The 14,090-nt window shown below is 38.9% G+C and carries 10 protein-coding genes and 1 riboswitch; of the genes, 5 read left to right on the top strand and 5 right to left on the bottom strand.

What is annotated here, in order from left to right; genetic code table 11:
- The first annotated feature begins 9 nt into the window (after nt 1-9).
- From LDL57_RS02145 to LDL57_RS02125, 5 genes are all read left to right on the top strand, one after another.
- Nucleotides 10-549, top strand: coding sequence for a DedA family protein (locus LDL57_RS02145; protein ID WP_225506911.1), 540 nt, complete (start codon nt 10-12; stop codon nt 547-549).
- Nucleotides 550-814: 265 nt separating this feature from the next.
- A riboswitch (M-box (ykoK) riboswitch) is annotated at nt 815-984 on the top strand.
- Nucleotides 985-1,116: 132 nt separating this feature from the next.
- On the top strand, nt 1,117-2,055 hold the full coding sequence (locus LDL57_RS02140; protein ID WP_370520654.1) for a magnesium transporter: 939 nt from the start codon (nt 1,117-1,119) through the stop codon (nt 2,053-2,055).
- Between the two features lie 416 nt (nt 2,056-2,471).
- Entirely contained in the window at nt 2,472-3,656 is a 1,185-nt protein-coding gene (locus LDL57_RS02135) for an MFS transporter (RefSeq protein WP_180558994.1), read from the top strand.
- 300 nt (nt 3,657-3,956) lie between these two features.
- Nucleotides 3,957-5,507: a hypothetical protein gene (locus LDL57_RS02130; protein ID WP_180558993.1), complete on the top strand. Its 1,551-nt coding sequence runs from the start codon at nt 3,957-3,959 to the stop codon at nt 5,505-5,507.
- A complete protein-coding gene (locus tag LDL57_RS02125; protein ID WP_180558992.1) occupies nt 5,508-8,609 on the top strand; it encodes a pentapeptide repeat-containing protein in 3,102 nt (1,033 codons plus the stop codon).
- 502 nt (nt 8,610-9,111) lie between these two features.
- Here LDL57_RS02125 and LDL57_RS02120 read toward each other — a convergent pair.
- The 5 genes from LDL57_RS02120 to LDL57_RS02100 are packed head-to-tail and all read right to left on the bottom strand — an operon-like array spanning nt 9,112 to nt 14,090.
- Nucleotides 9,112-9,942 (bottom strand): hypothetical protein, encoded by an 831-nt coding sequence (locus tag LDL57_RS02120; protein WP_180558991.1) that lies wholly within the window; start codon nt 9,940-9,942, stop codon nt 9,112-9,114.
- Nucleotides 9,929-10,363: a hypothetical protein gene (locus LDL57_RS02115; RefSeq protein WP_225506909.1), complete on the bottom strand. Its 435-nt coding sequence runs from the start codon at nt 10,361-10,363 to the stop codon at nt 9,929-9,931. The genes LDL57_RS02120 and LDL57_RS02115 overlap by 14 nt, the downstream gene beginning before the upstream one ends.
- Nucleotides 10,356-10,754 (bottom strand): hypothetical protein, encoded by a 399-nt coding sequence (locus LDL57_RS02110; RefSeq protein WP_180558989.1) that lies wholly within the window; start codon nt 10,752-10,754, stop codon nt 10,356-10,358. Before LDL57_RS02110 ends, LDL57_RS02115 begins: the two co-directional genes overlap by 8 nt.
- Nucleotides 10,755-10,759: 5 nt before the next feature.
- Nucleotides 10,760-12,073 (bottom strand): FliI/YscN family ATPase, encoded by a 1,314-nt coding sequence (locus LDL57_RS02105; RefSeq protein ID WP_180558988.1) that lies wholly within the window; start codon nt 12,071-12,073, stop codon nt 10,760-10,762.
- Complete coding sequence (locus LDL57_RS02100) at nt 12,057-14,090, bottom strand: EscV/YscV/HrcV family type III secretion system export apparatus protein (RefSeq protein WP_180558987.1); 2,034 nt, start codon at nt 14,088-14,090, stop codon at nt 12,057-12,059. Before LDL57_RS02100 ends, LDL57_RS02105 begins: the two co-directional genes overlap by 17 nt.

Below are 14,090 nucleotides of genomic sequence, written 5' to 3'. Positions count from 1 at the left end.
AATAACGCAATGAAAACCGAAGAATTTATGACATATCTAAATGCATTTTGGTCAGAGATTAATTTACATCCGATATGGCTATTTACCATATTATTTAGCATAGCGATGAGCAAATCTACGGTTGTCTTATCTTCTTTTCTACCGCCGGCATCTGTTATGTTATTAACCGGTATTACTGCCAGTCTGCCAAAACTAAATAGTTTAGTTTGGTTGGCGATTACTTTAGGTGCCACCACCGGTTCAATAATTTCCTACTATTTGGGTAATCAAATAACCCGCAGGAATTTATTCAGTCGTTTTTTTAGTCGTTATCAATCAACTATTGATAATGCCCATAACAAATTACAAAACCAAGGAATAACCGTGTTATTTACATCTTGTTTTATAGCTGTATTAAGATACATGATCCCATTAGTCGCCGGCATGTTATTAATGAACCGAACTAAGGTATATAGTATTTGTTTATTATCAGCAGCTATTTGGGCAGCCGTATTTATTTTAATTGTTAAAGGCACATTTACTATTATTGCACCAGAAACATTTATGTAATATAAATGGCATTATTTAAGATAGTAAAAACAAAAAGTTAAAAGAATTTATAATGTTTTAATTTAAACCATCTAATTTTTATCCATTCATATTTCAAATAATCATCTCTTTTACTTTATAATAAAATAAAGACAACATTTTCTTATTTTGACTGTTGAAATTTGACTTTCTTAAATCTTAACTAAACAACTTAAAGAAAAAATTGTAATCAAGATAAGTAAATTTATAATCGCTGGCGTTCAACACTGTTGACGTGAAATACAATAAACGATCTCGTTATGGCGAGGCTACCTAACAAACAAAAGTTACTGCCGTACTTGCATGGAGACAGGCTTGTATTGGTAAAACAGGTATGATCGAATCAAGGTCTTACAAAAGTAACTTTCCGCTTGGAATACGTTGTTAGAAGCTAAAACCTAAACGTTGGGATCTCCTTCCCACGTTAGTTCGCCCCGGTGAGAGATTTTAACACCTATAGGGGACTTTTTTATGGCTTTACCTATCCAACAAAATACATTTAAACCTCGCTATCATGTTGACCAGGCAAACGCGACTGCCACTTCATATATGACACAGAATTATATGACTTTACCAGAACATATTTCTGTTGCAGAAGCAAAAAAAGTTTTTCTGGAAAAACTTGAGGAAAATAGTATTACTAACCAAATTTTCATTACGACTAATGAAATATTAATCGGTATTTTATCAGTGAAATCGCTTTTAAAACACCCAACTGATAGTGATAGCATCAACCAACTGATGAAACCCAATTTTTTCTTTGTGGCCCCAGATGCTAAACGCACAGAATTAGCAAAATCATTGCATGACTGCGGTTTCGATCTGGTGCCAGTATTAGATAAAGGTGTATTAGTTGGCGCCCTTAGCGAACGAGAAATTGATCGCATATTGGAAGATGATGCAACCGAAGATGCTCAATTACAAGGTGGTAGTTTACCGTTAGATAAACCCTATCTGCAAATGAGTCCTTTTGCCCTGTGGAAAAAACGTAGTGTATGGTTACTTTTATTATTTATTGCAGAAGCCTATACCAGCACGGTCATCAAATCATTTGAAGAGCAGTTAGAAGCGGTAATTGCTTTAGCCTTCTTTATTCCACTATTAGTGGGAACAGGTGGTAACAGTGGTACTCAGATTACGTCAACGATTGTTCGTTCAATGGCGATTGGAGAACTTTCCATCAGTCATTTATGGCAGATTTTACGTAAAGAAATGTCGACTGCGGTATTAATCGCCATCACTTTAGGGGCAGCAGGGATCTTACGTGCTAGCTTTATGAATATTGGTTGGGATATTTGTATTGTTGTCAGTCTGTCACTGATCTGTATAACTCTCTGGTCAGCCATTGTCTCTTCGGTCATTCCTCTACTACTTAAAAGATGTGGTATTGATCCAGCGGTAGTTTCAGCACCATTTATCACAACACTGGTTGATGGTACTGGTCTGATTATTTATTTCGAAATTGCCAAAGTTATCCTCAATATATAACAAACACAGGCTCGGTCAGTTACCGAGCCTTTATCATTAAAATCTAAATATTTACTGATTAAAATTAACGTAAAAATAACACCCAGTTATTCCCTAACTTATTCTAAATTGTAATAGTTTTTTAAGATATCACTGTCGTATGATCATTTAATTACATCAAAGTAAATTGCCATCTATTTTTCATCAATATTGTATTAATTAACAACTCGCCTACTGTAACGAATTTGCATTTTAATTTACTTAATTTGTATGATTTTAATTAAATAGGATTAAAAAACAGCGCAAATCAGATAAAACTAAATTAAAGCTCAACAAAAAATAGAAAAGTTTGCTAGTTAGCAGCAACTCCGTTTGAATATCGATCCTGAAATTTTCCTGCATGCTTGAAATAAAATTTTCTATTAAGGGAAATATTTATGAAAAAAATTAACAGACAAAATTTGGCTTTCTTTACTTTTGGCTTAGCATTGCTCACTATGATGGGTATTTTAGGGGTTGATACTTATTTGCCCTCTATTCCTGATATCGCAAAAGAATTTAATAAAAGTCTCTCATCAACCCAGCTTTCAATCATGGCCTATACCTTGGCAATTGGCTTAGGACAATTAATCTTTGGTCCACTTTCCGATGCCATTGGTCGCCGCAGAATTATGTTAACCGGTGCGGCTATCTATGCAGCAACAACATTCATGTTAACACAAACAGAAAGTCTACCTGCTTTTCTTGTTATTCGTGTTATCCAAGGATTGAGTATCTCAATCACCTTAGTCACCTCCGTCAGCGCAGTACGTGATGTTTCGCGAGGAACTGTCGCTGCTCTACTATATAGCATCATCATTACGATTGAAGGCTTTGTCCCGATTGCGTCACCATTAATTGGCGGTTTTATCAATGATTTATGGGGATGGCGCAGTATATTCGGCTTAATTTTTATCTACGCCTTAATTACCATTGTCTATGTCTTTTTTGCTTTTCCTGAAACGTTATCAGTAAAAAAACGGACAACTTTTTCTTGGCGCAAAACCAGCAATATATATCAATATATTGCCTGCCAACCCAAATTCTATTTACCTTGTTTATCGCTCGGTTTATCTTTTTCATTAATTTATTGTTATGTAACCGCGGCGCCATTTATTTTTATGATCAAATTTGGTGCTAGCGCCTCAATTTTCGGTATCTACTCGGCTATTATCGGGCTTTTTTTATTGGCAGGCGCATTTTTATCCAGCAAATTGCTACGAAAATTTAGTGCGACAAAAATTTTATCCATTTGGCTAAGATCGCTGCAAATATTAATAATTGTATTTATTCCGATATTTATCTACCAAAATAATACCATCACTTTCTTTGCATTCTTTGCCATTATTATGTTTACTGGCGGGTTATTCGAATCTCTATATACCTATTTAACAATGAGTAGCCAAAAAAATAGTCTGGGAGCAACCTCAGCATTGATGGGCTCAGCTTCCTTAGTCATTCCTTCTATGATCGGCGGCATAGGTAGTTTCTTTATTGAAATGAATTTATATCTATGGATGGTTTATATTTTAATTTTAGTTACCTGCATGGCATTAATGCTAACTAAATATCAAAAATTATAAATTTATTGATCAGTTGGGATAAACTCAACTGATCAATACAGCATTAAAACAATCAATGACGCTATAAAAATAAGCGGATCATATTCTACCAATAACGCAGCTACGCTATTTGAACCGATTGACGCATCTAAAAGAGGCATCATAAAAGTAATAACCATTATTAGCAAAAATTTACTTTGCTCTCTTCATCAGCCAGCCTCTGATTTATTAGATCCTATAAATAAAAAATAAAAGTTTTTTATAAAAGTATTTAATCTTAATTTACTATATTTTTACATTTTAATTACATAAAGGATCGTTATGATGCCGTTTATCGATTCAACACTTTCATCCTCGCACAGTTTTTTATCAATATCCGATTCAACTCACCGCCAAAAAACAGAGAACGAAAATAGATCCAGTGAAAACCATGTGACCAGCAGCGAAACAACGCTAACCAATCCGATAGTACAGAACCAAGAAACTGCGCAAACTTCATTGTCAAAAAGCTTCGTCAGAGATAACCATGGTATTGTTACGGTTATTAATCAATCGCTTTATCAGCCTAAACCTATTTTATCGCTTAACACTAATGATTTTAATAAACTTGTCTATGATGAACAGAATCAACGCTTACGTTCCTTATTAATTGAAGACGGTTATCCACTCGACCAATATGATAACGCAATACAGACCCTTTCACTGGTAAACCCTGTCATTGATTATCTGACTCGCTATAAAGATGATAAAGAGAAGATAACTGCTCTTGTCAGGTTATTGTTACAGCCGTTAGGTGAATATGGTGCTAAGCAAGGAGAAAAAATCTCTTCTGCTCGGCAACAAGCCGTCATTGCCAATTGGTTACAATACACTATATTCGGTATGTCAACGGAAGCATGGATGTTAAATCAGGTCAGTGATATCCAATCACAGGAACATTCCCTCTTCCATCATGCTAATCTACAACGTCGGTTATTCAATCAACTAAATGATTATCACACGCCTAACAAATTGTCAGCGCAAGCCCGTATTTACTATCAACAACAAGTTATCAATCGCATCCTGCCAACCTTTATGCTACAAACTGACGACGAGCAGCAACAAAAAACTTTGTCTAACATGATGATAAATCAACCAGAATGGGGCTATCTGCAGGCCGGCCTAACAATACTCAATGAAAGCGGTGCTGATATTAACAACATGAGTCTGGAAGATATTAGCAATAACGGTATGTTGCTGGCCGCGCTTTTGCAGGAACAACTTGTGCCAGCTGAGTATAATCGATACTTCAAATTACCAGCCCTTATCCATCACCAGTTAAATTGCGAAAATAGCGCGCTAGCAACACCGTTAGCAATGACGGCTGTTTATGACAATTATTTTGCTTATTTAAAACAATCTGGCCAAAATAATCCTTTTATCAAACTGATTACTTTGCTACAGAATTGGCAATCCCGGCCGGAGCTTGCCCGCCAACAATTAAAAGAGCATGATATTGATGAAGGTTGGATAAATGACTATTTATATAAAAATCGACAAGTTAACTATCTCAATCGGCGAGGTGAGACGGCATTATTACCCAATATTGATAAAGTATTTAAAGATCAAAATCAACAAATTACAGCGCTTACCGCACAGATAGAAAAGATCCTGCTATCTCAGATCTTTAACTCAATCAGCGAAGAAGAACAAATTTTTATTCAACAGGCTGACATTCAATTAATGAAGGTTGAATTTAGTGCCATCGCTAGTTTGCAAGGTATCCCATTATCGCCAGCCACAAGGCTAGGAATAAAGGATTCAGACGGATTAGTGACTCGCGTGCCGGAATCGATTGATATGCTGAAGTGTAGCTTTAACGGCAAAGAATGAATGTATGCCTTAACCACAGACCATGGCATCGGTAGTTATAAATTACATCGGGTTGACGATCATAAAGACGCTATTCTTGGCCTGTTTTATCATGATGATAAAGCCCGCTATGATGATGATTATAAATTAAAAACCTACCCCATTTTGCCCTTAAAAACCGCTCAGGATAAACCGGACATGCTGATCGACAAGCTTGTTAAGCGTCGTGCGGAAAAATTATGCGAAAAATTGCATCAGGAAGGTTATCAAGAAACTAGCCGGCAAAAAGCGGACGCTTTTTTCTTAAGTCTTATTCCGTTTTATTCCACGATCACAGAGGCGCAAAAGGGTAATAAAGAGGAGGCGCTGCAAGCAGGTGCATTTGATCTAGTCAGTTTTTTTCCGTTTTTTGACCAAAGTGTGCAAGTGAGTAGTCGGGTTATTGTCGCGCTGGAAGAAGCTGCCATTAATGGGGTTAAAACGGGACTAAAAAAAGCAACTTTTCAGCAAGCATTACGTGAAGGCGGTAAACAGTTTGTTAAATTTGGTATTCCACAGATCACCAACCGCTTACCAGCTGAAACTTATAGGGACTTAGGCGTATCTTTTTTACGTAGTGCGGATCCCGGTTTTGAATTATTAACATCAGGGGGAATAAAAGGTATTAATGCCTTAAAAAATGCCGCACAGCAGCTCCAACAGAAAGTTCACGGATTAACCCCATTAATCAAAGCACTGAAAAAAAAAGCACAAGACTTACCGATTGAGCTGGCTAGCCCTTACAAAGTGGAGACAGCTTATCGTCCGGATTTGAGAAAAGAGGTTCAGGTAGTAAAGATTGGGAAACAACGAGGTAAAGACATTTGGGTGCAAATCAATCTGCAAACAAATACCCTTTATGGCCGCAAATATCTGCGCAATGCGGCGGGTGAGCTGGAATTAGCACCAGTGTCAATACGTGAGCGGCTTTATCAATTAAAAACCCAAGGCCTGGGTGGTAAAAGGGCTAATGAAGCCGCTAAACACTGGTTATCTGAACCTAATACTTCTAGTTTCTATCAATCACAACAACGAAAGCTGCAAGCATTAAGCAGACAATTGGCCAAACGGCGACCTGACGTCAACCTTAATTTATCGGGTGAAGACTTCAGTTACCTCAATCTTACCCAGGTTTTGGGTAACTACCATAACCTTGCTCAGGCTAATTTACAAGGTACCAATCTAAGTAGAGCTAACCTGACAGATATTATCATGGTGGAGGCGAATTTAGCAAAAGCAATCATGAACCAGACTCAATTGGTGAATGCTAATCTACGCGCGGCTAACTTAAATGAAGCGCAATTAATTGGGGCTAACTTAGCTAAGGCTGATTTATGTGACACTAATTTAGTCGACTCTGCCATGAATGACACTATATTAGAAGGCGCTTATTTAAATAATAGTAACTTGACTAACAGTAATTTGACTGGCGCCAATTTAGCGCAAGCTAAGATAGCCAATACTAACTTAACGAATGCCAATCTAACCAAGGCTAACCTAACTGACGCCTCTTCAATTGATACTAACCTGCAAGGTGTAAATTTCACTAACGCCAATTTAACAAAAGCCAATTTAAATGCTCTTACCCTGCGTGGAGCAATTTTCAATCAAGCTGATCTAACCGGAGCTAACCTAGCCAACACTGATGTTAGCAATGCCGATCTGAGTAACACGATCCTGAAAGAGCTAAGCATTATGAACACTAATTTTGCCGGTGCTTCTTTAAATGATAGTTTCACTCTTCACCTGCCTAATGAATGGGATGAAGATGAGTTAGATGGGATGCTTAATCATTTCAATAATCAAAGCAGTCTACTAACCAGTCTTAATAGTATTGATGACAGATATCAGGAATTAAAAAATAAGTTGGCGCTACAACTAATTCACTCTTTTGACCAGCCTGACATTAATCTTAACCATGTGACTTTACCGCTAGTGGATATTCTAGGAAAACCCTCTTTTATGACCAATAAAGAAATTAGTACTTTTGTCAATAAACTGATGGATAACTACCTGGCAAACCCCTCAACCCAATTAATTAATACGCTGCAAACACATCCGGCGCTCATCAATATTTTTCTCAATCATTTTAACCACCAACCGGATCTGATGGTGTCAGCGAAATTTAATAGTAGTTTTATTCAAACGATCTTGGCCGCAAGAACGCAAACAGGTATTGATAGCGTGACTACAAAACTGGCTAACAAGATCTATGAAAAATATTTACAACTGCCTGAAATAAAGCAACAACTAGAATATGAACAAATTGAAGGAATATTTGGTGATTTTGCCGGTAAGGTAGATTGGTCAGATAATAACGCACAAAACTATCTGTTACTTTCTCCGACCAAGGCGGGTAGAACATTAGTGGTTGCTGAAAATAATCTGACAAAAATGCTAGATCCTGATCTGGAAACCAAGTGGAATAACATTTTTGTTTTTCAGCATGGCGAAAATTTAAGTTCTCAGCAATTCATTCTAGAGGAATGCTTCAACCAAGATTTCCCACTGTTTTCTAGTCATTTTACTTATAGTCAACACCAAGCAACATTCAATAAACTGATTAAGACATTAAATTTAGACCAACAACTTAATACACTATTTTTTCAGGCACAAAAATCCAATACTTTTGCCACTAAATTAATTGATGAGACATCACAGCAGACATTGAAGGAGATTTTTGCTCATGTGATCGATCTTGAACACGGCTATAGCTTAAAAAATGACAATTATAACCAGATCATAAAGCTATATGATTTGACAGCCAGTAGCGAGCGAAATAAAGCAGAACACCTACTTTCTTTATCCGCCGTTTTTACCCGCTATTCATCTAGTGCTATTTTTGGTACTGAATTAGATTCGCCCCTCATGCTTAGATATTATGCTTACGCCTTAATGGAAAAAGCCCACAAACTTGATCCCACCCTGATTACAGAAAATATCTTTAATGATTGGAAAGATCGATTACTTGGCTGCACAAATACCTTTACTTGTTCGGCCGCCTTATATAATCAGATGATTGATTATGCGACGGAACACTGTCATGATGTTTTGAAAAAAATTCAACCACCCGCTTGGCGCTAAAGCGCAAAAAACTTGATAATAGCCTAAAAAGAGCATTGCTAACGGTAACAAAAAAGATTAAATATTATGAAAAATTTAAATTTTTTATACGATCCGTTAATAATCATCTATAGTTAGGATCATATCAATGAAAGATAGATGTAAATAATATTGTCATCTAATCTAATAGGAGGTTATATGAAAAAATGCCTATCGCTGATTGTGTCATACTTATTGATGATAATCGCTTTCCTGTTAATATCATCAATCTCATTCTATTGCATGTTTTTATTCGACTGGCATGATAAGGCCACTGGTTATCTATACCTTATTGGCGCGGTAGTCGTATCGTTAATCCTGCTGTATTTGTCTGATAAAATCAAATGCATTGCCCTTGCATGTCATCATAAGCATGAGCATATATAGCTTGTTGACACTCACTGTTTTTTCTACCTATTTTGTCTAGGCTAAATATTTTCAATATTATTGCATTAGAAAAAAGAGGCAAGAAAAAACAGCAAAACTATTTTTCCAGTTCAAGACAGTGAAATGCCGTCCCAGTTTGAGCGGTTAATAGCTCTCCCCATGCAACGGGTTGTTCATCATGCAATAATCGAACCCGAGTTTCCAACGTCACCTTGCCTGTCAAATTTTCAGCGGCGATCAAAGTATAAAGTTGCGCTAGTGGCAAATCAATGGTGGCCACTTGAGCTAAATAGGGTATTTGGTTAAATGTTACCGTCGGTCGGATCTCTTTTACCCATAATTGATTAATATCGGTTAATTTCACAATTGCCAATGGTTCATGCCACCATAATAATGCTTCATTTTGCCGAATATCCACATCACCAGCTAACCAATAACCATAGCTATGACGAATACTTTCACAATCAGCAATAAAACCGGCTAACAATTTAACCGTCACTTGCACAGATGGAACGTCACATGGTGTCCAATCGGCGAAAGCAGCCTGCCATTTTTCCAATCCAATATTGACCACCACAAACTGACATTCGTCTACTGTAATAACGGGATAAATACCCTTAGGCAAGTGGTAATCAATCGGCTGTTGGCTCAATCTTGCATTAACTGTGTCACCAAGTAATGCAAACCAGGCTGCGCTAATACAAGGAAACAAATCTTCAGTAACAAGAGTTGGATCAGCGCTCCCGCTATAGGTTTGTAGCGCCTGCTGCCAATTAGGATTGTCACACCAAATACCGACTGAATCATCGGACAACCATGACCACCACTGGCCATCTCCTTCAACATAAGCAAGCTGAATGCGACAATTATCTTTTGCTAAACCGGTGCTTAACCACTGGTAAAGCATTCGCTGGTCATTGTGCACCATCTTCTATCTCCAAAGAGAGTAAAAAACCTCGTTGTGCTAATGTTGCTGTTAATTTTTGCTTTACCCGAGCCAAAACACGACATTGCACAGAATTAGCCGGTTTTAACTGTAAATGTACCGCACCGTGTTTTTGCCAGCGCGCAATGATAACCATACCCATCATCGGGCCATTCAGTAAGCGATAAGTTAAACTATTACCTTGACGTAACAGATAAACATTATTTAATGTAGCTGAGCTATTGCGATAAGCCAGTGTCTCTGATACCGAAGACCAACCAGCGGCTGACGCAGCGTTGTCAGGCTGTTGCACCTGCAAAAAACGTTCAAAACGCCGTTTTAGTTCCGGATCAGTCTCCTGGCGGCGTTGAATATTAGCCACCCTACTCGCGGTGACAACATTACGCTCGATCATATTAGTCATTCACCACCTCTTTCAGTTTTTCTTGATTCTTAATCATTAGCAGACGTTGTTTAGCTAGTTGCTCCTTTTGGCGCTCAAGCTCAGCGATCGTTTCAGCCAGCTGATCGATACGCTCTTTTAGGGCTCGCTCGGCCAGATAAACTTCCCTCATAGATTGCTTAAATAATGCTAATTGGTCACGGGAAATGGTCTCATTTGGCAATGCAGGCGTTGCTAAATCGTGCCAAAGTTTCATCCGTTGCCCTTCCAACTCGGCAACGGTTGATTGTAGCGCTTGCTGCTCACGCTCAATTTGTTGCCATTGAGATTGCAAGCTTATTTCTCGCTGTTGTCGTATTTGCAATAATTTTTTAATAACAACGCGCTCAATGTCAGAGAATTGCTCTTTCATAGACCCTAAACCAATTGGCTAAGATTTTCTATCGTCTGGTAAAACGAAACCCATTCATCGCAATCCTGACGCAGAAATTGATTAATTGGCTGATTTTTTTCAATTGCTTCATCGGTATCTTTATCTTGCCCAAATTGATATTCGCCAACACGAATCAATAGCTGCACATCTTGAAAAAGTGCTCGCAATTGCCGTAAGCGAAGTGCATGTAAGCTATGCTCTTTACTAACAATATTATCCATAACTCGGCTAACACTGGCGTTGATATCAATAGCGGGAAAATGTCCTGCGGCAGCTAATTGGCGCGATAAAACAATATGGCCATCTAAAATAGAACGCACTTCATCAGCGACAGGTTCATTCATATTATCACCTTCTACTAACACGGTATAAATAGCACTAATACTACCTACCTTAGCGGGGCCAGCCCGCTCTAATAAAGCGGCCATATGCACAAACACACTAGGCGGAAAGCCATTGGCAACCGGTGGTTCTCCTGCTGCTAAACCAATTTCCCGTGCCGCACGCGCAAAACGGGTCAATGAATCCACCATCAACAATACCCGTTTACCTTGATCACGAAAATATTCAGCAATGGTGGTTGCCGTCAAAGAAGCTTTCATTCGCTCTAACGGCGGACGATCGGAGGTGGCGACAACTAAGATGGTTTTTTTTCGCGCAGCAGCCGGTAAATGATTATCGAGAAATTCTCGCACTTCACGTCCACGCTCGCCAACCAAAGCCAATACCACCACATCAGCTTCACAGCCCCGAGCTAACATACCCAATAGAGTAGTTTTCCCACCACCGGCGGCAGCAAAAATACCGATCCTTTGGCCCATACCCAGCGTCAAAATACCATCTATCGCTTTGATACCGGTTGGCAAAACTTCGCTAATTAACTGACGTGTCAAGGGGTCTGGCGCCGCGTTATGATTACTACGCCATTCACCCGCGTTCGGCATTTTTTCTAACGGCCGCCCTAAGCCATCCACAATGCCACCTAATAAATGCTCACCTACCGGCACGCGATGACCATGACCTAAACGTTCAACATAAGCGCCAGCCACTAATCCGTTGGTAGTGTCAAACGATGACAACCAGGCTTCTTGCGCTTTAATGGTAACGACCTCTGCAGCTAACCGATTATCAATTAGACATAATTCACCTTGTTTAGCGCCTGGCAGCGTCACTTTAACCAAATTAGTGGATACTTCCTGTACTTTACCAAGGCATCGATAAGGAAGAATATCCGTCAATGGCTGAAAGAGAGGAGAGGCCATCGCTTGAATGATTTTTGCTTTATCCAGTGAGCGCATCCAGTTTCTCCCCCATAATATCAACCTGAGCAAGGACTTTGATATTGGCATCTTCACCAATTTCTTGGAATGAAAGTACAGCGGTTGTTGCCAATGCCGGTTCGATAATTTTGCGTAGATAGCGACGTACATCCAATGAAGTTAATACGACACAGCCAACCTGAGTGGGTAACTTTTGTTTTATAGCCGCAATAATCTGCTGCTCTTGGGCTGGTTCAAGGGCACAATAAGATCCTATCGCTGATTGACGAATAGATTCTCGAATACTATTTTCAATTCCGTCACCGACTAACAACATTGGGATCCAGCCCTCTTCGCTAGTAAAGCGTCGGCGAATATGCCGGCGAAGAGATACCCGAACATACTCAGTCAACATTACCGTATCTTTTTCTTTTGAACCCCATTCAACCAGCGTTTCAAAAATGGTTCTTAAATCACGAATAGAAATCTGTTCTTCAACTAAGCGTTGTAAAATATCGGTCACTTTACTAATTGGCAGTAAGCGCTGTAACTCCTTCACTAATTCGGCATAACGCATCTCCATCGCATCCATTAGATAACGCGTTTCCTGTACCCCTAAAAACTCCTTACCAAAGTGATAAATTACTTTTTCTACCAAATAGGTGACAATTTCTACTCCTTTATAGCCGACAGTTGGTGACAATGAGGGATGATCGTGCGCCAACCAATAAATCGTTTGATGATTAAAAATCAGTTGTTCCTGACGTACTTGAGGTAAGTCTATTGGTTGAGTTAATAAAATTGCCGCTGGATCTATCTCTGTCTTAAAGACAGGTTCTTGATATAACAGTATTTGTAATGTGTTTGTCTCTTTTGTGTCGACCTGCAACTGTATTTCAGGTAAAGGCAAGCCTAAATTTTCAAATAATTGCCAACGTAAATTTTGTAATTTGTCAGCCATTGTCTCAGTCATTATTTGTTGGCCAACGATGATTAATAGCGGGATTGTGCCAGGCGTCATCTCCCGCGATGCCTGCTCCGCTCCATTCTCTGCTGAAGGATAAATCTGACCTGTGCCTTTTTTCACTTTTACGTTACGCTTCATCCAATAAGAACAGCCAAATAGCATCAAGGCCAATGAACCAAATACAAACCAAGGAAAACCAGGGATGATAGCGAAAACTAATAAAATACCAGCGGTCAATTGCAATGACATAGGTTGACTAAGTATTTGTTGTACTAAATCACCTGCCAGATTATTTTTTTTTTCGCCGGGCACTCGAGTAACTATTAATCCTGCAGTTATGGAAATAAGCAATGACGGGATTTGCGCAATCAATCCATCGCCGACCGACAAAATGGCATAAGTATTCAGTGCTTCTGTCGCCGACATATTATGTTGGATCACGCCAATGGCAATCCCACCACAAATATTAGCTAAAATAACTATTACGCTGGCAATGGCGTCGCCTTTGACAAATTTCATCGCGCCATCCATGGCACCATAAAGTTGACTTTCCTTTTGTACCAATGCTCTTTGCCGTTTGGCTTCAGTTGCATCAATAATACCTGCCCGCATATCACCATCAATACTCATCTGTCGGCCCGGCATGCCATCGAGAGAAAATCGGGCGCTCACTTCGGCCACACGTTCAGAACCTTTAGTAATAACAATGAACTGTACAATAGTGATAATGGCAAAAATAATGATCCCAACCCCAAGATTACCGCCAACGACAAAATTACCAAAGGTATACACGATCTCACCAGCATCATGTTGTAATAAGATCAAGCGGCTAGTACTGATGGTCAATGCTAAACGATACAGTGTGGTAATCAACAACATGGATGGAAAGGCAGAGAAGTCAAGCGGATCACGAATATAGATAGCCATCATAAATAAAATGATCGATAACCCTAAGTTGATCGCGATTAAAACGTCAATTAAAGTCGTTGGCAGCGGTAAAATCATCATGAATACTGACAACATTAACATGGCGCTAAGGATAATATCTTGACGTCCTGCAATCTGAGATAACCAACGAGTTATTGACAT

This window comes from Arsenophonus apicola (assembly GCF_020268605.1).
Lineage (GTDB): Bacteria > Pseudomonadota > Gammaproteobacteria > Enterobacterales > Enterobacteriaceae > Arsenophonus > Arsenophonus apicola.
Note: the sequence above shows the minus strand (reverse complement) of the source record. Positions and strands in the feature narration are given on the sequence as shown.